Genomic DNA, 22115 nt, shown 5'->3' on the forward strand with positions numbered 1-22115 from the left:
CCTGATAACAAAAGGCCCCACGGCGGTATGGCATCACCGGCGTCCAATACACAAAACCGGGCGGGGCAGCTGAGCTCCCCGCCCGGTTTGACAGCATCTGTCTGTTTCGTATTCAAGGCCGGCAGCAATCGGGCTGCTTAAAAGTGCCACCTTACCAGCAGACCCGGATTGCGCTCGTCTACACCATCGACACCGAACTTGTTATTCCAAAGTGCGTATTCCATCCCGATATACAGCGGCGCTTTCAAGCCGAAATGCTTGCCGACATTCCATTTCAGCTGGGACGTAAAGTTCATTTCGGCGGCGTGGTCATCCTGAGCCGTAGACCAATCCACAAAGCCGTCGTACAGGAACTCCGCACTGCCGATGGAGAAGGGATAAGCCCAGACCAGCGTCATCATCTCATCATCCTCCCAGAGATCGTTTTCGACCTTGTACAGGTTCACATCGACATAGTTGAAGCCGGGTACGTCGAGGGATATGCCAATACCGTACATGTAGTTATCAAAACCTTCCCCGGACTCCCAGTTGCTGGCTATCAGCACGTCCTTGATGGGACCAAATGACAACGCATTACCGCTCAGCTTGCCCAGACTGAGGCGGGGAGCAAACTCGAAATATTTACTGGTCTTGCCGTCAAAATCATAATGGTCGAGGAAGAAATAGGTATCACCCCAGGAGTGGCCACTGGCATGCTCAACCGTTATTACGTAGCCATCGTCACTGGGCATCAGTTCATAATTTTCTCCTCTCACATAGGTGAGGCTGAAATCCTGCCACAGCAATGCTGCCGAAACCGTTTGCGACAACGTCATACCCAACGCCACGGCAGAGACCGCGAACATCCTTTTCATATCATTATCATCCTTGTGAATTTAAAATGAGATTCAGAGAGCTGTTCCTGATTAGGCCCCATCGACCGGGCTTCACACGCAGACACGCCGTGATTCTCCCTGGCGCAGAGGGTCTGCTTAGCAGAATCCGAACGCTGCCGGCCATGCGCTACCATTCGGAACAGTGATTTAACTGAGCGTATTGGCCAGAGCCTGAGTAATATTTGAAAGGGTTATTTCTGTATCCAGCGTGCCATTAGCTTTAAATGTCGGACGTCATATCCCGGCCATCAGGCATCAAAAGGAATACCATCCGGATTTGCTGAACACACTGGTAGCCGTCACCTTCGGTCATTACCGGCTCAACCACAGCGCAAGATACTAAGTGAAGGCCCCCACCTTAATTGCTTTTTCTGTATCGATTGATAACACGGCGGCTAACCAGGCAGCCATCGGCAGGACTGTACTGGCAATGACGCGCTGCGGGGGTCATTTTTTGGATCGCAACCATCACACTGCTCTTACACTTAAGCTGACTGACCCACAGGCCCCCACAAGGAGGAGAAGATGAACATTCTGATGGTGCTGACCTCTCACGATCAACTGGGCGACACCGGCGAGCCCACCGGCTTCTGGCTGGAGGAGCTGGCCGCCCCCTATTACCGGCTGAAGGACGCCGGCGCCCGTATTACCCTGGCCTCCCCCAAGGGCGGCCGGCCACCGCTGGATCCCAAAAGCCATGCGCCGGACTTTATGACCGACGACACCCGCCGCTTTGAGGCCGATGCCGAGGCCATGGCCGCGCTCGACAATACCCGCCCTTTGGCACACGTCAGGGCCGATGAGTTTGATGGGGTGTTTTACCCCGGCGGCCACGGCCCGCTGTGGGATCTGACGGGCAATGCCGCCTCCGTGCACCTAATTGAGCACCTGTACCGCGCCGGCAAACCGGTGGCGGCGGTATGCCATGGCCCCGCCGTGCTCTGCCATGCCAGAACCGTCGACGGCGAACCCCTGGTCAAAGGTAAAAACGTGACCGGCTTTAGCAACAGCGAAGAGGCCGCCGTGGGGTTGTCTGACATCGTGCCCTTTTCCATTGAAGACATGCTCACCGGCCAGGGCGGACATTACCGCAAGGCCGCGGACTGGAGCAGCCATGTGGTGCGCGACGGCCTGCTCATTACCGGGCAGAACCCGGCGTCCTCCAGCGCCACCGCCGAAGCCCTGCTGGCGGCATTAAAGGGTTAACGATACAGTAGGCGCTTTGCCACCCATCACAGCGAAGCGCCGGCCATGGGCAGTTACCTTTCTCTTACCTCCCGCCTGAGCATCATGTTCAGCCTCACCATGCTGGCCATCTGGGGGCTGGTGAGCCTGGTGCTGGTGCAGTCACTGGAGCAGCACTTTGCCCGCCAGGATGAGGATGATCTGCGGGGCAAGATGATACTGGTGAAAAACCTGCTCACGGCCCGGCTGGAAGACGGCCCTGCCGATTGGCGCCGGCTGGAGTCTCGGCTACAGCATGCCCTGTCCGGCTATGGTGATCACTTTTTGCAGATCCAAAGCCTGCAGGGCGAAGTGCTGGCGGATACCCGCAAGACCCCGTCGCCGTTGCCGACCTTGACCAGTGTGAAGGCGCTGCCGCGCACTGAAAGCTGGATGGCTGACGGGGTGCGCTATCGCAGCATCACCGAGCGGGTTGCCTTACCGCCACCGTTCGAACAGCCTGTGCTGGTGCGGGTAGTACTGGACACCCGTTATCACCAGCATTTTCTTGATGACATCCATATCGCCCTGCTCTGGCTGACCGCCGGCCTGGCCCTGATTTCGATCTTGCTGGGCTGGCTGGCCTCCCGCACCGGGCTCAAGCCCCTGCGTTCCCTGGCCAGACTGTCTACTCAAGTGACCGCCAGCCAGCTGGATCACCGCCTGCCCCTCAGCAAGGCACCAACCGAGCTGCATGGTCCAATCCGGGCCTTTAACGACATGCTGGACCGACTGGAGGACTCCTTTCAGCGGCTGACCACGTTTTCTGCCGACATCGCTCACGAGTTGCGAACCCCGGTTAACAGCCTGCTGATGCAGACCCAGGTCGCCCTGAGCCAGACCCGCAGCGCGGATGATTACCGGGAAGCTCTCTACGCCAACCTGGCCGCCGCAGAGCGCTTGAGCAGAATGATCAATGAGATGCTGTTTCTGGCCAAATCGGATCAGGGACAACTGGCCATGCAGTGCGTGGCTCTGGAGCTGGCCGACGAGGTGGATGAACTGATCGAGTTTTTCGAGCCCCTGGCCAGTGAACGGCGTGTACAGCTGCAACGCCAGGGCCAGGCGCGGATATGGGGAGACAGGGCCATGCTGCAGCGGGCAGTCAGCAATCTGCTGACCAATGCCATTCGCTACACGCCCCCCGGACAGAAGGTACACATTAGCCTGAAGGCCGACCATGGCGGCGTCAGCCTGGCGGTGGCCAACCCGGGCACCGCCATCCCGCCGGAAGAATGGCCGCGACTGTTTGACCGGTTTTACCGGGCAGATCACGCCCGCCAGCCGGTGACCGAGGGCACCGGCCTGGGCCTGGCCATTGCCCGGGCCATTGTGACCAGCCACGGCGGCACCCTGTCGGTGCACTCCGATCAGCGGGAAACCTGTTTTACCATGCACCTTCCCATTCACCGGCCCTGCCGGCCTCAGTCGATGTCATGACGGCGCTGCGGCTCCCGCCCATACCGTGGATTTTGAACGTTATTGCGTAACCTTAACTTGCCCGGTCATGCCGGCTTCCATGTGCCCCGGGATCAAGCAGGCAAAGTCCACGGTGCCGGCCTGGTCGAAATGCCAGACAAGCCCCCCTTTCTGACCAGGCTTGAGGCTCAGCATATTGGGTTCGGCGTGCTGCATATTCGGCATTTCACGCATCATGTCGGCATGCTCCTTCAGCATGGCCAGGTTACCCAGCACCAGCTCGTGATTAAGCTTGCCAGCATTTTTCACAAAAAAGCGTACCGTTTCCCCCGCCTTCACCTCAATGGCAGCCGGAGTAAAACGCATGTCGTCGCTCATCTCTACCGCAACGGTACGGCTGACCTCGGCCGGCTTGCCGGGACGGCCCACACCGTGCATATTCTGTTGCATGGTCGCGGCATTATGGCCCTCATGGCCGCCATGCTCACCGGCGGCCAGGGCCAGGCCGGGCAACAGCGCCAGCATTAAAACGGATACTGTGGTTTTCATGAATTGTGCTCCTGCTAACCAAAAATAATGTCGGCGGCTTAAAACCAGAACCTCACCCCGGCTACCCAACGATTCTCCTGAGTGGCCTCATCTTCTGCTCTGAGTTGATCCACGCGGTCCCCAAGAGCGGCCTGCCATTCCCAGCCCACATAGGGCGCAAACTGCCGACTTAGCTCGTAGCGCAAGCGGGCCCCGGCCACCAGCTCGGACAATCCCCGGCCCTGGCCGCGCTCGGCGTCGTTGCTGCCATAGGCGGTAAGTTCAATGGCCGGCTGCAGCACCAGCCGCTGAGTCAGCAGCAGCTCATATTCCGCTTCCAGCGCCAGGGCGGTCTGGCCGTCGTCGCCCAGGTAGGCGGTGGCCTCCAACTCCAACCAGTAAGGCGCGAGTCCGGATACGCCGGCGGCCAGCCAGCCCTGATCCGGACCGTGACCGGTGTCGTAGCGCACTCCCAGCTCGCGGTTCCAAAACCCGGTCAGGGCATGGCGCCACAGCAGCTCGGTGCTGGCTTCCGCCAGCCGGCCCTGTTCAATGTCGCCCTCCGCCTTCACCACCACCCGGTCGTAATCCAGTCCGGCCCAGGCTTCCAGTTCATAGGCCAGGGCCTGATCTTCGCCGTTATCCACCCGCTCCAGCCGGTCGGCCAGCACGCCGTAAAACCAGTGCTCATCGGCCAGTTTCAGCTGGCGGGGCCCGGGCAGTGCGTAGGGGCCTTCGTCCAGGGTGAAGCCGCCGGAGTAGGCATGAGGATCCCGAGCGTCGGCCGGCGGCTGGCCACCCTGCATTTGCATATCGCCGTGATCCATTTGAGCCAAGACAGGAAAAGCGGTCAGCGCCAACACGCCCAATACCGGTTTCATCATTGCTGTGTGCTTTTTCATGACACCACCACCATGCGGAACATGCCCGCGTCCATATGGAACATCAGATGACAATGCCAGGCCCAGCGACCAAGGGCATCGGCGGTGACCAGAAAGCTGATGCGCTGGGCCGGCTGCACCGGTATGGTGTGGCGGCGGCACAGGAACTCGCCGTCCGGGCTTTCCAGCTCGCTCCACATGCCGTGCAGGTGCATGGGATGGGTCATCATGGTGTCGTTGTGCAGAATAATGCGCACCCGTTCGCCATAGCTCAGGTGAATGGGCGTGGAGCCGCCAAACTCCACGCCGTCAAACGACCAGGTGTAGCGCTCCATGTTGCCGGTCAGGTGCAGCTCAATTTCCCGCTCGGGCGGACGGGGATCCATGGGGCCGCCGGGAGTGCGCAGATCCGCCAAGGTCAGCACCCGCCGACCGTTGTTACGCAGGCCCACGCCGGGATCGTCCAGATTGGTGCGTGGCATATCTACCCGCATATCCACACTGGGCCCGTATTCGGTGCGGGCATGGCGCACTTCTGTGCTGGCCGCTGCCAGGGCGCCCGTCATGGCACCGTGCCCCATGGCTGAATGATCCATGCCCGCCATGCCGTTCATGGCACCTTGGTGCATGTTCGAGGTGCCATTCATGGCGCCATGGTCCATGCCACTCATCGTGCCGTGATCCATGCTGCCCATCATGTCGGTCATGGTCAGGGATTGAGGTTCATCCAGTGGTGGCACCGCCGCACTCAGCCCCTTGCGGGTAGCCAGGGTGCCCCGGGCGTAACCGGTACGGTCCATGGCCTGGGCAAACAGGGTGTAGGCCTCGGCGCTGGGCTCCACCAGCACGTCGTAGGTTTCACCAGGGCCAAAACGAAACTCGTCTACTTCCACCGGCGCGACATTCAGGCCATCGGCCTGCACCACGGTGAGTTTCAGCCCGGGAATACGCACATCGTAAAAGGTATTGCCGGCACCGTTGATAAAGCGCAACCGCACCCGTTCACCGGGGTTGAACAGGCCGGTCCAGTTGCCGGCGGGCGTGGTGCCGTTCATCAGGTAGGTCAGGGTCTCGGCAGACAAGTCCGCCAGATCGCTCGGACTCATGCGCATTTGGTTCCACATTTGCCGCTTTTCCAGCGCCGCGCCCAGGCCAGCCTGGCTCATGTCCTGAAAAAAGTCCGCCACCGTCGGCTGATTGAAGTTGTAGTAATCGCCCTGGTTTTTCAGCTTGCCAAATACCCGCATGGGATTTTCATCGGTCCAGTCCGACAGCACCACCAGGTGCTCTCGATCGGCGGTGATCGGATCGGCGTCTGCCGGCTCCACAATCAGGCCGCCATACATGCCAGTCAGCTCCTGCATGCCCGAGTGGGAGTGATACCAGTAGGTGCCGCTCTGCTCCAGGGTAAAGCGATAGATAAAGGTCTCGCCGGGCGCGATGCCGGGAAAGCTGATGCCGGGCACACCGTCCATGTCAAAGGGCAGAATAATGCCGTGCCAGTGAATGGAGGTGGGCTCCTTGAGCCGGTTGGTCACGCGAATGGTAACGGTATCCCCCTCGCGCATGCGCAGGGTGGGCGCCGGTATGGAGCCGTTGATGGTGGTGGCCATGCGGGCTTTGCCGGTGAAGTTGACCGGGGTTTCGTCGATCACCAGATCAAACTCGGTACCGGACAGTGTGGGCACATGGCCGGTCCGGGTGGCAGGAGCAGCAGTCCCGGCAGAAGCCAGCATGGGCGCCAACCCCAGCGCCACCCCACCCGCCGCCAGCCCCTGCACAAAGCGCCGTCGGGGCAGATTGAGCGTGTTTTTTGGCTGTGTCATGAGGTTCCTTATGATTGCCCGTGGTCATCAACACAGCATAGAAAGGCGCACCTGAAGCCAACATGACGGGAAAATGACAAAATTGTCATCTTCGGACGACAACCGCGACGGCCGAGCGCGGCGGGCTTGAGCCGGACAACCTTATACGCCATGATCCACTTTCCAGCCCCACGGAGCCTCCCATGAAACTGCTGATCATCGAAGATGAACAAAGCACCGGCGATTATCTGCAAAAGGGCCTGCGCGAAGCGGGCTTTGTGGTAGATCTGGTGCGCAACGGGCTGGACGGCCTGCACCAGGCCAGCGCCGAGCCTTACGATCTGCTGGTGATGGATGTGATGCTGCCGGGTCTGGACGGCTGGCGCATTGTGGCGGCACTGCGCGAGCAGGGTCTGCCCACGCCGGTGCTGTTGTTAACCGCCCGGGACAGCGTGGAGGACAGGGTGCGTGGCCTGGAGTTGGGCGCCGACGATTACCTGGTCAAGCCCTTTGCCTTTGCCGAGCTGCTGGCCCGGGTGCGCAGCCTGCTACGCCGGGGCGCGCCCCGCCAGGACGAGCACAAACTGCAGGTGGCCGATCTGGTGCTGGACCTGCCCCGGCGTCTGGCGAGTCGGGCCGATACGCCCATTCACCTCACCAACAAGGAATTTGCCCTGCTGGAGCTGCTGGTGCGCCGGCGGGGCGAAGTGCTGCCCCGCTCGCTGATCGCCTCCCTGGTGTGGGACATGAACTTTGACAGCGACACCAATGTGATTGATGTGTCCATTCGCCGGCTGCGCAGCAAGATAGACGACGGTTTTGAACCCAGGCTTATTCACACCATCAGGGGCATGGGCTACACCCTGGATACCGACAGGTAGGGCCCTTTACTCCTGTGACCGGCTCAATACCCCTTCCCGACTTAATCGATACATGGCCAGATCCTCCGCCATCCACAGCCGGCCGGAATAGTGCGCCCGCGCTTCCCGCTCAAGGCTCGCCACCGTGAGGCCACTGCCTGCGTCCCGGTAACGGGGGCTGAAGTGGGTCAACACCAGATTGGGCAACCCCGCCTGCTCGGCAAACTGCGCCACGGCGGCGGCACTGCTGTGTTGCGGTTCGGGCCCCACCTTGTTGGCGACCTCCAGGGTGTAGGTGGCCTCGTGCACCAGCACATCGGCGCCTTGCACCGCCTGTGCCAGCAAGCCGGGGTTGTCGTTGTCGCCGCCGATCACCACCTTGCGCGGCCTGGGCGGCGACAGCTGGTAATCCCGCCCCGCCAGCACCCGGCCATCATTCAGGGTGACGGTTTCGCCCCGGTGCAGTTTCCCCCACAGCGGCCCGGCGGGCACGCCATCGGCGAGGAGCCGGTGGGTGTCGAGCCGGCCCGCGAGATGTGTTTCGGTAAAGCCATAGGCAAAACTGGGCACCCGGTGCGACAGCGCCGTGGCCGTGATGTCAAATCCTTCCAGCGCCAGCGGGCGGCTGATAAGGGAGTTCACGTCCGCAAAGCGCAGCTCAAAGTTCAGCTGCAACTGGCTGATGGCCGCGGTCTGTTCAATCCAGGCCTGCAGCCCCGCCGGGCCGACAATGGTCAGCGGCGCGGTGCGGCCGTTCAGCCCGGCGCTGGCCAGCAGGCCCGGCAGGCCGTAGCAGTGATCCCCGTGCAGGTGGGTGATGCACACCGCCTGCAGCCAGTGCAGCGACAGCGGCGCCTGCAGCAGCCGGTGCTGGGTGCCTTCGCCGCAATCCACCAGCAGCCAGGACTTTGTCTTGTGCCGGCGCAGGGCCAGCGCCGACAGGCTGCGGGTTTTGGTGGGTGTGCCCGAGGAGGTGCCCAGAAAAATCAGCTCCATGGTGGGTTTGCTCGCAAGCCTGCTTACTGTGGCCGCTGCAGTTTGTCCGGGCTCAGACGCGGGCTCCAGGGCAAGCCCTCGTTCTGCCAGCCATTCACCAGGCGAAAACCGGTTCGCTCGCCTTCCTTGATGGCATCCCCCTGAAAGCCGTGCACCACGTAACGGGCGTTGGAAAACCCATGCTCCCGCAAAAATTCGGCGCTGGGCAGGCCCCGCTCGCTGCCGGAGCGGCACATGGTGATGACGGTGGCGGTTTCATCCAGGCCGCGCTCGGCCAGGGCCGCCTTGATTTGCTCAATAAACTGCGGATTGCGGTATAACCGAAAGCGCTGGTTGTCTTCATCCCACTGGCTGCGATCCACCAGCAGATAGGGCACGTTGACATCCACCTCGTTGGTGCCCCCTACAAACATGATCTCCACCGGATCGCGCACATCCACCAGCAACACCTGATCGTTGTCGCGGTTCTGCTCATAGGCCTGGCGGGCACTCAGCCCCAGTTCGTCGCTGCTCGCCCAGGACGGCAGTGCCAGGGTCATGGCCAGCAGCGCCGGCGTCAGTACTTTCCACATGGTTGCTCTCCTTTTTAGAAGCTGAATACCCGTACATCGTCCGCCGTCATCATGGCGGCCATCTCGGCCGGCGTGGCGACCTCTACCTGTTCGCGCAGATCCGTCTTGTCGTATTCGCTGTTGGGCAGATAAAGCGCGCACACGCTTACCTTGCCGCCCCCCTGCTGCAGCTTGCTCATCAGTTGCTCCGGGGTGACGTTGTTTGGCTTCAGCGGCGCACTGCTGTATCCGTTAATGGCCAGATCCCCGGCCTTGTCGCACAGCAGCACCTTCACCTGACGGCCCTGCTCCTGCATGGCATTGCCCAGCACCATGGCCATGCCCTGCACCTGGGGCGCGGCACTGGTGACCAGCAGCAAGACCTTTGACTCTGCCGCCTGAGCGGCACTCGCGGCACTGATGCCGGCCCCCAGGGCCAGCGCGGCCAGTATTTTTCTTCCTTTTTTCATGATGAGCACTCCGTTTAATTAAGGCAAAACTAATATAAGATTATTCTTATGTAGATGTAAAGTCGGTTCATCATTCAAAAAGCATAAGCATGGCTCACTGCCGCTGTCGCAATGTCCAGGTGGATTCGGTCAACACGTGACCGCACGTCAGTACCAACCCTCGATTCTTGTCGACCTTTATGCCTGAATGCGTATAATTCCGCTCGCCTTATAACCAAGGCCAAATCCTAAGGGGTGGCAACCCATTGCCTGAGATGCGCCGTGCGCGAACCCTTTGAACCTGATCCGGTTGATACCGGCGTAGGAATAGGAAGCTCACAACGCCCTGCCCTGCTCGTATTGCTACCGGGTCTTCGCACTGAAATGGAGATATAAAGTGCCAAGACTGAACCCTGTTGTCCCCTCTGCCTTAACCCTGGCCATGGCAGCCGCTCTGCCGGCCCAGGCCGCCGATAACTCTGAATCCGTCTACACCCTGGCCCCCGTACTGGTGACCTCGAGCTTTCGGGAAGATACCCTGCAGGACACCGCCGCCAGCGTGAGCGTGCTGAATGAAGAAAGACTGGAGCAGCCGGGCAAGGATCACCTGGAAGACGTGCTGGCCCAGGCCCCCAACGTCAACCTGAGCGCCGGCGCTTCCCGCGGCAAGTTTTATCAAATTCGTGGTGTGGGCGAGCGCAGCCAGTTTATCGGTGTGGTCAACCCGTCCGTTGGTGTGGTGGTGGACGGTATCGACATGAGCGCCATGGCCGGCGGCGCCACTCTGCTGGACGCCCGCCAGGTGGAAGTGCTGCGCGGCCCTCAGGGCAGCCTGTATGGCGCCAACGCCCTGGCCGGCCTGATTAACATTCGCGCCAGTGAGCCCACCAAGACCACGGAAGGCAACGCCGAGCTGACCCTGGGGCAGTACAACACCCGCAACCTGAGCGCGGCGGTGGGCGGCCCGCTCACCAACAAGGTGGGCTATCGTCTTGCCGCCCAGCGCAACCTGAGCGACGGTTTCATCACCAATGATTATCACCATACCGATAACACCAACAACATTGACGAGACCCTGCTGCGTAGCAAATTCCGCATCGAGGCCAGCGAGGATCTGGATCTGGATCTGAGCGCTTTCTACGCCAATATCGACAACGGCTACGACGCCTTCTCCCTCGACAACAGCCGCCATACCCTATCCGATCAGCCGGGCCACGATCGCCAGAAAACCCTGGCCCTGTCGGGCACCGCCAGCTGGTATGGCCACAGCGCCTATACCCTGCAAACCTCGCTGGCGGTGAACCTAAGCGAGCTGGAATACGGCTACGACGTGGACTGGGCCAATCCCGGCCTCGGCGGCTACAGCGCCACCGACAACTACCAACGGGACGAGCGCGGTGCCACCGCCGACGTGCGCTTTATCTCCACCGAAGAGTCCGCCCTGTTCGACGGCCGCACCGCCTGGACCGGCGGCATTTACTTCTTCCACCGCAGCTCGGATCTGACCCGTCACTACACCTACCTGCCCGCCGGTTTCACCAGCGAGTATGAAGCCAACCGGATGGCCACTTACGGCGAGCTGGAAACCGTACTGACCGACAAGCTGACCCTGATCAACGGCCTGCGGGTGGAGCAGGATCGCACCCAATACAGCGACAGTGACGGCAACGGCAGCGATCCCGTCGACATGCTCTGGGGCGGCCGGGTCGCGCTCGAATACCAGGTGGACGACAGCCAGATGTATTACGCCCTGATCTCCAGGGGCTACAAGGTCGGCGGCTACAACGCCACTGGCAACCTGCCCAACGAGCTGCGTGACTTTGATGCCGAAACCCTGTGGAACTACGAAATCGGCGGCAAGCATAGCCTGCTGGACGACACCCTGCACACTCAGGTGGCCCTGTTCTTCCAGCAGCGGGATGACGCCCAGATCAGCGCCTACCGTAACGTGCTGCGCCCCGACAATTCCACCGACTACATCGACTACACCGCCAACGCCGAGCGCGCCTACAGCTACGGCCTGGAAGCCCAGGCCCAGTGGCAGGCCAGCGCCGCTCTCGAGATCTACGGCAGCCTGGGGTTGCTGGACACTCGGCTGGAAGAGGCCGGTGCCTACTTTGACGGCCGCGACGCCGCCCACGCCCCGGAATACCAGTTTGCCCTGGGCGCCAGCCTCGACCTCGGCAGCGGCTGGTTCACCGGCCTGGATGTGGAAGGCAAGGACACGTTCTACTTTTCCGACAGCCACGACGCCCGGTCCGACGCCTACGCCCTGCTCCATGCCCGTTTCGGCTACCAGCGGGACCACTGGAGCATTACCCTGTGGGGCCGTAACCTGACCGACGAGGATTACGCCGTGCGCGGCTTCCAGTTCGGCAACGACCCGCGCAAGGGCTACGTCACCGAAGACTACATTCAGCTGGGCGCTCCCCGCCTGTTTGGGGTGACCACCCGCTTGATGTTTTAACTCCCCGCAATTCCTTTCATAGAGGCCGGGTGACGATGTCACCCGGTCAGTATCCGGTCATTTCCAGATAGCCCTGACCGCGGGGCGCACCGCTGGCGGCATCGGTCACCCGGACCGCCCCTTCCCAGTAGGGTACGGAGGTGGGCATCCAGCGGTTAGGGTGGTGAGCGCTGATATTCAGCGTCAGCTGTTGTTCCGGCAGGGTGAGTTGCCAGCGCACCGGCACCTGCCGGCCGGCCACCCCGGTGCGGGCCTTGGGTTCAAGGGTGAATGCTGTTGTGCTCAGCGGCGTGACCTCACCGTCCGGGCTGATCCAGCTGCCGGACAGATAATCGCTGTGATTGTCGCTCCCTCCCCGCAGGCGAAAGACCATCACCTTGGCGCCACTGTCGAGGTGCAGCGAGAACCAGTCCCAGCCGCGTTGACCGGCACTCAGCAGCTGGCTGCTCCATTCCCGATCCAGCCAGGCCTGGCCGCTCACCGCCAGCCGTTGGCCATTAAGCCACACCTCGCCGCTCACCCGGTAAAAGGGCTGGCTGTAATACAGGGAGCCCTGGCCGTCGGCGGATTTCTGGCTGAAGCCGCCAACACCGTGGCGCACCAAGGGGCCTTCGGCTTTCAGCTCCAGCTCATAACCAAAGTCACCCTGCTCGTCCTCGGCCTGAGCCGTGAGCCGCAGCCAGTCCAGCTCGTCACCTTTCGCGCCCAGACTGGCCAGTTGCCAGTTATCCAGCCAGGCTCGAAAGGGCCGTGCCGTTACCCCGGCCTGCTGGCTGCCGTTCCACGGTGGCATGCCGGCGCCCCGGGCGAAACGCTCCGCCACTCGGTGCTGCTCACCCCGGGACAACGCCATGTGTGCCATCCACAGTTGCTTTACCGCCCAGGGACCGGCAGGCTCCGTGCCGGCACTGGTGGGCTGCAGTGCCTGACGAAACAGCGTCCACTGCATGCCCAGGGGCTCGCCGTCCTTATCCTCCAGGTTGGCGGTGAGGTACCACCACTCAATACGAAAGTCCGGATGGGGGCCATGATCCTCAGGAAAGCGCAGCAACATGCCGGGGCGAGCCTGGGCATAACCCTCAGCGGATGCTCCCAGCCCGGCAAAGCCGGCATCGCTGCGGCTCGCCTTCGTCTCCTGGGGGGCATCGCAGGCGTTTAGCAGCACCAGCAGGCCCAGGACCATCAATCTACGCCCCAGGGTGATCATGGGCCTTCCTCTTCGGCCAGCAAGGCCCGGGGCGGCGTACGCCACAGCCGCCACATGGGCAGGGCCGCCGCCAGCCCGGCCACCAGTACGGCGATGGCCAGGGTCAGGGTTATCTCGCCGGGAAAAAGGTGCAGCGGCAGCCGCCAGCCAAAGGCCGCCACATTGATGCCCCATACTAGGCAGGCCGTCACGGCGATGCCCAGGGGAATGGCCAGCAGGCCGGTGATCAGGGCCACGCCGGTCAGCTGAGCCAGCTGAATGGCAAGCAGCCGTCCCAGTGGCACCCCCAGCGCCCAGAGTGCCGCCATGCGCCGGCGCCACGCTTCGGCCTGCGCCAGCAGGGTGGCCAGCAGGGCCAGCGCCGCGACTGCCAGGGTCAGGACATTCAGCGCCCGGGTGATGGCGAAGGTGCGCTCAAAAATAACGGTGGCCGTGGCCTTGATCTCGCGCTGATCCTGCAACTGGTGCGGCGTCAGCTGAAAGCGCGCCACAAGCTGCCGGCGCAACGGCTCGGCCGCCTCGCCGGACTGCATCACAATGCCGATGGCCACCGGCGCGACCCCGAACAGCCGTTGTACTCGCTGGGTGGCCAGCACCACTTCCCCCTTAGGGTTGCCGTAATCCGGGTAGATGCCCACCACGGTTACCGGTTCAACGCCGCCGGGGGCCGCCAGGCTCAGCCGGTCGCCCAGGGCAATGCCTTCGCGCCGGGCCAGCTGTTCATTGATAAAAGCCTGGCCATCCTGCAACGCCTGCCAGGCGGCGTATCGACCATTCAGGCTGGCGAGCAGCGGCCAGTCCGCCATCAGCGTTGGCGTCGGGGTAATACCAAAAACCGGCAACGGCAAATCCGGGCGCCGGGTGTTGCCGCCGGCGCTCACTTCAATCAGCCGGGACTGGGCACTGGCGGTGATCAGCCGCTCCTTGACCCCAGCGTGCTCGGCCAGCCAGGCATGAATGGCTTCCCATTGTGCCGGCGGCGGCCTGAGGTAAAGGCTTGCCACCAGCCGCTGATCGAGCCAGTCGAGGAAGGTCAGGCGAAAACCGCCGACCATGCTGCTGACGCCCAGATTGGCAGCCAGCGCCATCAGCAGGGCCATCATGGCCAGCGACAGCCGGGGCAGTTGCAGCTGTACATCGGCCAGGGCCCATTGGATAAGGGGTCGGCTGCGCGCCAGACGTGATAATCCGCCGAGCAACCCGGTCAGCAGCCAGGCCAGCAATGGCGGCAGCCCGAGGGCGGCGGCCAGCAATATGGCCGCCACCAGTGCAAAACCGGCAATCAACCCGGCTCCCGCCGGCGACGCCAACAGCCACAACCAGCACATCAGCGCCAGCAGGGCGGCCACCGTCCCCAGCCCACTCTGCACCCGCAGCTGGCGTCGAAAGCCGGCCCGCCACACCTGAGACTGCCCCAGCCCCAGCAGCGGCATGCGGCTGGCCCGCCACAGTACGCCGCTGCCGGCAACCAGCAACCCGCCCAGGAGCACTCCTATGCCGCCCAGCCAGTAATGCCAGGGCAGACGGAGGGTGGTGCCGACATGGGCGCCATAAAGACTTTGCAGGGTGGCAGCCACGTCGGGCAGCATACGGCTTGCCAGCCACAGGCCGCTGATCAGTCCTGCCAACGCCCCCAGCAGCCCCAGCAACAGCAGTTCCAGCGTCAGCACGGCCACCAGGGTGCGGCCCGGCACGCCCAGGGCGCGCAGGGTGCGCAACAGCCCCAGCCGCTGCTCCAGCGCCAGCCCCAGCGCCGCCTGCACAATAAACAGGCCCACCACCAGGGCCAGCAATGCCATGGCCGTAAGATTAAGGTGAAAGCTCTGGGTCAGCTCACCGGGGCCGCCCCGGGCATCGGCCCGCACCAGCCGGTATCCGGCGGGCGCCGCCGTGAGGGCATGGCGGGCACCCACCAGGGCGGTGATGCCATCGTTGGCCTTCAGCAACCGGGCGGCGATGGCCATATCCATCACCAGGGTATTGGGCGGCAGCGCGGGAGCCACCACCAGGGGAGGAAGCGCGGTGCCATCCGCCAGCCGAGGATCATCTCCCAGCAGGGCTCGAGTGTCTGGCGCCAAGCGGGTCTGCCAGGGCGGACTGAGAAAATCCGGCAGCCGTCCCTGCGCGCCGGTACGGGCCAGCATACTCCCGGCCGGCAGCGTGAGTGGGTCCATGCCCACCAGCGTGAGCCGCGTGCCGTCTTCGGTCACCAGCTCCCCCTCCAGCAGGGGCGAGACCAGCACGCCCGCCCGGCGCAGCCGAATAAAATCGTGGTACGTAAGTGGCTGGCCGTCTTCCCGTTCCAGACGGTCAAAGCCGCTGCCCAGCAATGCCTCGGCCCGGGCATAACTTTCTTGTGCCGAGGCATTGATGGCCTGCACTCCGCTCCACAGAGCTCCCGCCACCCACAGCCCCAGCAGCAGCATGGCCAGCTGGCCGGGATGACGCCGGTAGTGGGATAACAGGGTGGTCAGCGTGACCATCATCAGGCTCATGACGCCCCGCTCCCGGAGCCGCTCAGCAGCTGACCGCGATGCAGTGTTAACCGGCGATCCAGCGGTGCGGCCATTTTGGGGCTGTGGGTCACCATCAGCAGGCTGCTACCGCTTTCGGCCACCAGCTCCAGCAACAGCGCCAGCACCCCATCGGCGGTGGCTTCATCCAGGTTGCCGGTGGGCTCATCGGCCAGCAGCAAGGGCGGGCGCACCGCCAGCGCGCGGCCAATGGCCAGCCGCTGCTGCTGACCGCCCGAGAGCTGCTCGGGATAGTGATGCCCTCGCCCGCTCAGCCCCAGCCGTGCCAGCAGCCAGGCCGACCAGGCGGCATCTTCTCGTCCCGCCAGCCGGGCCTGCAGGCGCAGGTTATCGGCCACGTTCAGGCTGGCCACCAGATGAAACTGCTGAAACACCAGACCCAGGGTATTGCGCCTCAAGGCTGCCCGGCCCGCGTCATTCAGCCCGGCCAGCGACACGCCGCCAATCATCACCTCGCCCCGGTCGGGCACATCCAGCCCCGCCGCCAGGTGCAGCAGGGTCGACTTGCCACTGCCCGACTCCCCCATCAGTGCCAGGCTTTCGCCGGCAGCAAGGTGCAGGCTCACGCCATCCAGCACGCTCAGCGCCCCTTGGGGTGTGGTGTAGCACTTGTTTACATGGCGAAATTCAAGCATCGCGGACTCCCTGCCATTGCTGGTGATAACAGGATAGTGGCACAGAACCCCGTGAGTGCCTGGCCTTCATCGGTCACGGACGGACATTACGAAAAAAACCCCGCTTTCAGATACAATCCCCTTTTTCACCATTCAAGGGGAAACCGACATGCTGGTAAAATGGTTACGTAATGGAATTGGGGGCATGATTCAGGTGGGCGACCTGCTCACCCGCCCCACCAAAATGAAGCGATCGCCGCAAGATCAGCAACAGGTAGCTGAGGCCTGCCAGCAACTGGCGCTCTATCAGCTGCCACGCTGCCCGTTCTGCATCAAGGTGCGCCGGGCCATGCACAAGCTGAACCTGCCCATAGAAAAGCGCAACGTCAACCCGGGCTCACCGCACAGGGACGCGCTGATGGCCGGCGGCGGCCGGGTAAAATCCCCCTGCCTGCGCATTGAGGAAAACGGCGAAACCCGCTGGATGTATGAGTCGAACGACATTATCGCCTACCTGCAGCAGCGCTTTGGCTAACATCACCGATTACTGCGGTGCGGCAACGTGCAGGCGAGCAGCCTGCACTCCACGTGATGACATCTTCCGGTGGGGCGCTCGCGGCTCGTCCGCCTCAGTGCCGAGGGCGCGGACAACCGATAAGGGTGCAGAGGTACAGAGATGCAGAGAATAAACCGAGACCGATGCGGGAACGTTGGCGTCTGAACCAGGGAACAAAAAAGGAGGTAAATCAGGGAGATATATTCAAAATTGGAGGTGGCGCCCGCCAGCCACATCCCGGCACTCGAAGCTCCTCGCCGTGGCTGCTCCCTTCCGGGCCTGACCAGGTAGACAAGGTTTCGATGCGGGAGGACCAACGGGGCCACCATCGAAGCGCCGCCAGTCTAGCAAACCGGGCTTTCATTGCAACCGTTTGTGAATCAACTGCGGAATTATTGTTCGTTTATTTACTACAAAAACGACTTTAATCTCTTGTTGGCTGCTTTTTAATTCAGGGTCGGGCTCTGCTTGCTTTAAAACGGAAAAAACAGCGGCACCAGCACCAGCACGCCCGCACTGTAAAGCAGGCTGATGGGCAGGCCGGTACGAATGTAGTCCATCACTCGGTAACGCCCCGGCGAGTACACCATCAGGTGGGTCTGGTAACCAAAGGGCACCAGAAAACAGGCGCTGGCGCCAAACGCCACCGCCATGATAAAGGGCATGGGGTCTACCCCAAAGCCATGGGCGGTAGACAGGCCGATGGGAAAGACCAGGGCGGCGGCGGCGTTGTTGGTGACGGTTTCGGTCAGCATCAGGGTGATGAGATACACCCCCACAAAGGCGCCATACACACCATAACCGTTGAAAAAACCGCGCATGGCATCGGCCACCAGCTGGGCGGCGCCCGAGCTTTCCAGTGCGTTGGCCACGGTGAGCGCCGAGCCTATCACCATCAGCAGTTCAAAGGGAAAGCGCCGGCGCAACTCCGACAGGGTGAGAATACGGCTCAGCAACAGCGCCGCCAGCAGCAGCAGCAGACCGTTCAGCAGCGGCACCAGCCCCAGCGCCGCCAGGCCGATGACCAGGCCAAAGCCGCTGAAGGCAAACAGGCTCTGGCGGGCACTCAGTTTGGGCCGTTGCAGGCTGTTGCTGAGCAGGTGAAAGTTGCGATCCAGGTTGCGGTGCTGCTTGAAGTCGGGCCCCACCGCCAGCAGCAGGCTGTCCCCTACCCTCAGCGGAATCTTGCCAAGGGTGCCGTAAAGCCGGCGCCGGCCCCGGCGAATGCCCACCACGCCGGCGTTGAACATGGTGCGAAAGTCCACTTCCTGCAGGGTGCGGTTGGCCAGCTCCGACTCGTTGGCGATCACCACCTCCACCAGGTTGGACGCCAGCAGCCGGTCTACTCCGTTGCCGAACAGCTGCAGGCCGGCAAACTGCTGCAAGGCCTGCACCTTTTCCACCTCGCCGGTAAACACCAGCACGTCGTCCGCTTCCAGTACTTCATCCGGCGACACCGGGCTTATCAGCCGGTCGTTGCGGGCAATTTCCAGCAGAAACAGGCCGTTGAGCCGGCGCAGGCCGTTTTCCTCAATGCTGTGACCAATGAGTGGCGAGCCCGCTTCCAGCCGGGCTTCCAGGAAATAGGGCTGAACGCTTTCCTGCCCCTGTATGCCATGGGCAGGCAGCCATCGCCGGCTGACCAGCAGCCCCAGCAGGCACAGCAGCGCTACCGGCAGCCCCACCAGGGTAAACTGAAACATGCCCAGTGCCGGCAGGCCGGCGTTGACCACAAAGGAGTTCACCACCAGGTTGGTGGAGGTACCGATCAGGGTGGTAATGCCCCCGAGAATGGAGGCGAACGACAGCGGGATCAGCAGCCGCGAGGCGGGAATATGGCGCTGGCGGGAAATCACGCCGAGTAAAGAGCCCACCACGGCGGTGTTGTTCAGAAAGGCCGAGAGCCCGGCGGTCAGTCCCATCAGGCGCAGGCTGGCGCGCCATTCCTGCCCCCGCAGCAGAGTGTCGGACAGCCGCTCCAGCAGCGGCGAGCGTTCCAGTGCCAACGACACCAGCATCAGCACCAGCAGGGTGATCAGGGCCGGATTGGCAAAGCTCGACAGCATGGCCTGCTCATCCACCACCCCCAGAATCACGTAGCCAACCGCCCAGCTGCTGAACAGCACGGCCGGCTTGATACGGCCGTGGATCAGCAGCAGCAGCAAGGCGCCAATCGATGCTAATACCAAATATGCTGACATATATAACCACTCGCTCTTTAGCAGGACTATCATTGTACGCATATATCAAATAGACTGGATACACAGAATATCTATAACATTTTGTTATTAGCATAATCCAAAGGCGAGAACAGTATCCCTATGAATCTGACGCACCTGCAACGGCTGGAAGCCGAAAGTATTCACATCATGCGGGAAGTGGTGGCCGAGGCCGACAACCCGGTCATGCTCTATTCCATTGGCAAGGACAGCGCCGTCATGCTGCACCTGGCGATGAAGGCGTTCTACCCCTCGGTGCCGCCCTTTCCGCTGCTGCATGTGGACACCCGCTGGAAGTTCCGCGAAATGTACGAGTTCCGCGACCACATGGCCAAGAAGCTCGGCATGGAGCTGCTGGTGCACGTCAACCCGGAAGCCATCGAGAAGGACATCAACCCCTTCACCCACGGCTCCGCCATTCATACCGACATCACCAAGACCGAGGGCCTGAAGCAGGCGCTGGACAAGTACGGTTTCGACGCCGCCTTTGGCGGTGCCCGCCGCGACGAGGAAAAGTCCCGGGCCAAGGAGCGCATTTTCTCCTTCCGCACCGCCCAGCACCGCTGGGACCCGAAAAACCAGCGTCCCGAGCTGTGGAAGCAGTACAACGCCCGCAAGCACAAGGGCGAGTCTATTCGCGTGTTCCCGCTGTCCAACTGGACCGAGCTCGACATCTGGCAATACATTCACCTCGAGAACATTCCCATCGTGCCCCTGTACTACGCGGCCCAGCGCCCGGTGGTGGAGCGCGACGGCACCCTCATCATGGTGGATGACGAGCGCATGCCGCTGAAAGACGGCGAAGTGCCGATGATGAAGCACGTGCGGTTCCGTACCCTCGGCTGCTACCCGCTCACCGGTGCCGTGGAGTCCGAGGCCGACACCCTGCCCGCCATTATTCAGGAGATGCTGCTGACCAAGACCTCGGAGCGTCAGGGCCGCATGATCGACCACGACTCCGCCGCATCCATGGAAAAGAAAAAACAAGAGGGTTACTTCTGATGGCGCACCAATCCGATCTGATTGCTTCCGATATCGAGCAATACCTGCAACAACACGAACAGAAGAGCCTGCTGCGCTTTATCACCTGCGGCAGCGTGGACGACGGCAAAAGCACCCTGATCGGCCGCCTGCTGTTCGAATCCAAAATGCTGTTTGAAGATCAGCTCGCCGCCATGGAAGCCGACTCCAAGAAATACGGCACCCAGGGGGAAGAGATCGACTTCGCCCTGCTGGTGGACGGCCTGGCCGCCGAGCGGGAGCAGGGCATCACCATCGACGTGGCCTACCGCTTCTTCTCCACCGACAAGCGCAAGTTCATCGTGGCCGACACCCCCGGGCACGAGCAGTACACCCGCAACATGGTGACCGGTGCTTCCACCGCCGATGCCGCCATTCTGATGGTGGACGCGCGCAAGGGCATCCTCACCCAGACCCGCCGCCACAGCTACCTGATGTCGCTGCTGGGTATTCGCCAGGTGGTGGTGGCCATCAACAAGATGGACCTGGTGGATTACGCGGAAGACACCTTCAACCGCATTCGGGAAGACTACGCCCAGTTCGCCGAGCAGCTCGATCTTGAAAACATCACCTACATTCCGATGTCGGCGTTCAAGGGCGACAACATCGTCGAGCCCAGCCCGAACATGCCCTGGTACCACGGCACCACCCTGATGGGCTACCTGGAAACCGTGGAAGTGGACGACACCCGCATGCAGCGCGCCCCCTTCCGCCTGCCGGTGCAGTGGGTCAACCGCCCCAACCTGGACTTTCGCGGCTTCGCCGGCACCATCGCCAGCGGCGTGGTCAAGCCCGGTGATCGCATTCGGGTACTGCCCTCGGGCAAGGAAAGCACCGTGGACCGCATCGTGGTGCACGGCGGCGATCTGGCACAGGCCGTGGCCGGCCAGTCGGTGACCCTGACCCTGGCGGACGAGATCGACATCTCCCGCGGCGACATTATCTCCGCCGCCGACGCGCCGGTGGAAACCGCCGATCAGTTCGAGACCACCCTGGTGTGGATGCACGAAGACGCCCTGCTGCCCGGCCGCCCCTACCTGCTGAAGATCGGCACCAAGACGGTGACCGCCACCATCACCGACATCAAGTACCAGGTCAACGTCAACACCCTGGAGCACGTGGCCGCCAAGAAGCTGGACTTGAACGGCATCGCGGTGTGTAACCTCAGCCTGGACCGGGCCATCGCCTTTGATGACTACCAGAGCAACAAAGACACCGGCGGCTTCATTCTGATCGACCGCCTGTCCAACAACACGGTCGCCGCCGGCATGCTGCACTTTGCCCTGCGCCGCAGCCAGAACATTCACATGCAGCACGTGGATGTCAACAAGGAAGCCCGCGCCCTCGCCAAGGGCCAGAAACCGGCGGTGCTGTGGTTCACTGGCCTGTCCGGTGCCGGCAAGTCCACCATCGCCAACCTGGTGGAGAAAAAACTGCACGCTCAAGGGAACCACACCTACCTGCTGGACGGTGACAACGTGCGCCACGGCCTGAACAAGGATTTGGGCTTCACCGACGCCGACCGGGTGGAAAACATTCGCCGGGTGGCGGAAGTGTCGAAGCTGATGGTCGACGCCGGCCTGCTGGTGCTCACCGCCTTTATCTCGCCGTTCCGCGCCGAGCGCCGCCTGGCCCGGGAACTGCTGGAAGACGGCGAGTTCATTGAAGTGCACGTGGACACCCCGCTCAACGTGGCGGAAGAGCGCGACGTGAAGGGACTGTACAAGAAGGCCCGTCGCGGCGAGCTGAAGAACTTCACCGGCATCGACTCGGCCTACGAGCAGCCGGAGAACCCGGAAATCCGCCTCGACACCACTCAGTTGAGTGCCGACGAAGCGGCGGATGCGGTGATCGAGCTGCTGAAGGAAAAAGGCATGATCAACGGCGGCGACTGGTCTATCTGACCCCTG

At 62.4% G+C, this 22115-nt stretch carries 18 protein-coding genes, 1 other RNA gene and 1 riboswitch; of the genes, 7 read left to right on the forward strand and 12 right to left on the reverse strand.

The features are described 5' to 3' along the window. Nucleotides 1-137: 137 nt before the first annotated feature. A complete protein-coding gene (locus GU3_RS11045; RefSeq protein ID WP_014292620.1) occupies nucleotides 138-854 on the reverse strand; it encodes an outer membrane protein OmpK in 717 nt (238 codons plus the stop codon). 546 nt (nucleotides 855-1400) lie between these two features. On the opposite strand from GU3_RS11045, the gene GU3_RS11050 reads away from it, so the two are divergent. Then, nucleotides 1401-2081 (forward strand): type 1 glutamine amidotransferase domain-containing protein, encoded by a 681-nt coding sequence (locus GU3_RS11050; RefSeq protein ID WP_014292621.1) that lies wholly within the window; start codon nucleotides 1401-1403, stop codon nucleotides 2079-2081. Nucleotides 2082-2126: 45 nt separating this feature from the next. Beyond that, complete coding sequence (locus GU3_RS11055) at nucleotides 2127-3539, forward strand: heavy metal sensor histidine kinase (RefSeq protein WP_014292622.1); 1413 nt, start codon at nucleotides 2127-2129, stop codon at nucleotides 3537-3539. A gap of 39 nt (nucleotides 3540-3578) precedes the next feature. Here the strand turns inward: GU3_RS11055 and GU3_RS11060 are convergent, their stop codons facing one another. Genes GU3_RS11060 through GU3_RS11070 form a run of 3 tightly spaced genes read right to left on the reverse strand, consistent with a single transcriptional unit; the run spans nucleotide 3579 to nucleotide 6753 of the window. Then, nucleotides 3579-4067 carry a plastocyanin/azurin family copper-binding protein gene (locus GU3_RS11060; RefSeq protein ID WP_041543146.1) on the reverse strand — a complete coding sequence of 163 codons (489 nt, stop codon included), beginning with the start codon at nucleotides 4065-4067 and terminating at the stop codon, nucleotides 3579-3581. A gap of 38 nt (nucleotides 4068-4105) precedes the next feature. Then, on the reverse strand, nucleotides 4106-4930 hold the full coding sequence (locus GU3_RS11065) for a copper resistance protein B (RefSeq protein WP_014292624.1): 825 nt from the start codon (nucleotides 4928-4930) through the stop codon (nucleotides 4106-4108). A gap of 14 nt (nucleotides 4931-4944) precedes the next feature. Then, nucleotides 4945-6753 carry a copper resistance system multicopper oxidase gene (locus GU3_RS11070; RefSeq protein WP_014292625.1) on the reverse strand — a complete coding sequence of 603 codons (1809 nt, stop codon included), beginning with the start codon at nucleotides 6751-6753 and terminating at the stop codon, nucleotides 4945-4947. Between the two features lie 182 nt (nucleotides 6754-6935). Here GU3_RS11070 and GU3_RS11075 point away from each other — a divergent pair, with 182 nt between their 5' ends. Beyond that, on the forward strand, nucleotides 6936-7613 hold the full coding sequence (locus GU3_RS11075) for a heavy metal response regulator transcription factor (protein WP_014292626.1): 678 nt from the start codon (nucleotides 6936-6938) through the stop codon (nucleotides 7611-7613). 6 nt (nucleotides 7614-7619) lie between these two features. Here the strand turns inward: GU3_RS11075 and GU3_RS11080 are convergent, their stop codons facing one another. Genes GU3_RS11080 through GU3_RS11090 form a run of 3 tightly spaced genes read right to left on the reverse strand, consistent with a single transcriptional unit; the run spans nucleotide 7620 to nucleotide 9609 of the window. Then, nucleotides 7620-8588: a ribonuclease Z gene (locus GU3_RS11080; RefSeq protein ID WP_014292627.1), complete on the reverse strand. Its 969-nt coding sequence runs from the start codon at nucleotides 8586-8588 to the stop codon at nucleotides 7620-7622. A 23-nt stretch (nucleotides 8589-8611) separates the two neighbouring features. Further along, nucleotides 8612-9160, reverse strand: coding sequence for a rhodanese-like domain-containing protein (locus GU3_RS11085; RefSeq protein WP_014292628.1), 549 nt, complete (start codon nucleotides 9158-9160; stop codon nucleotides 8612-8614). A 14-nt stretch (nucleotides 9161-9174) separates the two neighbouring features. Continuing rightward, nucleotides 9175-9609, reverse strand: a complete 435-nt coding sequence (locus GU3_RS11090; protein ID WP_014292629.1) for a DsrE family protein — start codon at nucleotides 9607-9609, stop codon at nucleotides 9175-9177. A gap of 220 nt (nucleotides 9610-9829) precedes the next feature. Then, nucleotides 9830-9933: riboswitch (TPP riboswitch) on the forward strand. Between the two features lie 97 nt (nucleotides 9934-10030). On the opposite strand from GU3_RS11090, the gene GU3_RS11095 reads away from it, so the two are divergent. Continuing rightward, complete coding sequence (locus tag GU3_RS11095) at nucleotides 10031-12055, forward strand: TonB-dependent receptor (protein ID WP_014292630.1); 2025 nt, start codon at nucleotides 10031-10033, stop codon at nucleotides 12053-12055. Between the two features lie 46 nt (nucleotides 12056-12101). Here GU3_RS11095 and GU3_RS11100 read toward each other — a convergent pair whose 3' ends face one another. From GU3_RS11100 to GU3_RS11110, 3 genes are read right to left on the reverse strand one after another with little or no spacing between them, the layout of a single operon-like run. Further along, nucleotides 12102-13262 carry a lipocalin-like domain-containing protein gene (locus GU3_RS11100; RefSeq protein ID WP_014292631.1) on the reverse strand — a complete coding sequence of 387 codons (1161 nt, stop codon included), beginning with the start codon at nucleotides 13260-13262 and terminating at the stop codon, nucleotides 12102-12104. Further along, nucleotides 13259-15757 carry an FtsX-like permease family protein gene (locus GU3_RS11105; protein WP_014292632.1) on the reverse strand — a complete coding sequence of 833 codons (2499 nt, stop codon included), beginning with the start codon at nucleotides 15755-15757 and terminating at the stop codon, nucleotides 13259-13261. The genes GU3_RS11100 and GU3_RS11105 overlap by 4 nt, the downstream gene beginning before the upstream one ends. Then, nucleotides 15754-16431 (reverse strand): ABC transporter ATP-binding protein, encoded by a 678-nt coding sequence (locus tag GU3_RS11110; protein ID WP_014292633.1) that lies wholly within the window; start codon nucleotides 16429-16431, stop codon nucleotides 15754-15756. The genes GU3_RS11105 and GU3_RS11110 overlap by 4 nt, the downstream gene beginning before the upstream one ends. Nucleotides 16432-16615: 184 nt before the next feature. Here GU3_RS11110 and GU3_RS11115 point away from each other — a divergent pair, with 184 nt between their 5' ends. Further along, nucleotides 16616-16945, forward strand: a complete 330-nt coding sequence (locus GU3_RS11115; RefSeq protein WP_014292634.1) for a glutathione S-transferase N-terminal domain-containing protein — start codon at nucleotides 16616-16618, stop codon at nucleotides 16943-16945. 242 nt (nucleotides 16946-17187) lie between these two features. Here GU3_RS11115 and ffs read toward each other — a convergent pair. Then, an RNA gene (gene ffs / locus GU3_RS16810) (signal recognition particle sRNA small type) lies at nucleotides 17188-17285 on the reverse strand. A 154-nt stretch (nucleotides 17286-17439) separates the two neighbouring features. Beyond that, on the reverse strand, nucleotides 17440-19167 hold the full coding sequence (locus tag GU3_RS11120) for an SLC13 family permease (RefSeq protein ID WP_041543151.1): 1728 nt from the start codon (nucleotides 19165-19167) through the stop codon (nucleotides 17440-17442). Between the two features lie 120 nt (nucleotides 19168-19287). Between GU3_RS11120 and cysD the strand changes: the two genes are divergently transcribed. Continuing rightward, nucleotides 19288-20187: a sulfate adenylyltransferase subunit CysD gene (cysD, locus tag GU3_RS11125; protein WP_014292636.1), complete on the forward strand. Its 900-nt coding sequence runs from the start codon at nucleotides 19288-19290 to the stop codon at nucleotides 20185-20187. After that, the gene (gene cysN, locus GU3_RS11130) at nucleotides 20187-22109 is read left to right on the forward strand and encodes a sulfate adenylyltransferase subunit CysN (RefSeq protein WP_014292637.1); all 1923 of its coding nucleotides are present in this window, start codon (nucleotides 20187-20189) and stop codon (nucleotides 22107-22109) included. The genes cysD and cysN overlap by 1 nt, the downstream gene beginning before the upstream one ends. The last annotated feature ends 6 nt before the right edge of the window (nucleotides 22110-22115 follow it).

The organism is Oceanimonas sp. GK1, assembly GCF_000243075.1.
Taxonomy (GTDB): Bacteria; Pseudomonadota; Gammaproteobacteria; order Enterobacterales; family Aeromonadaceae; genus Oceanimonas.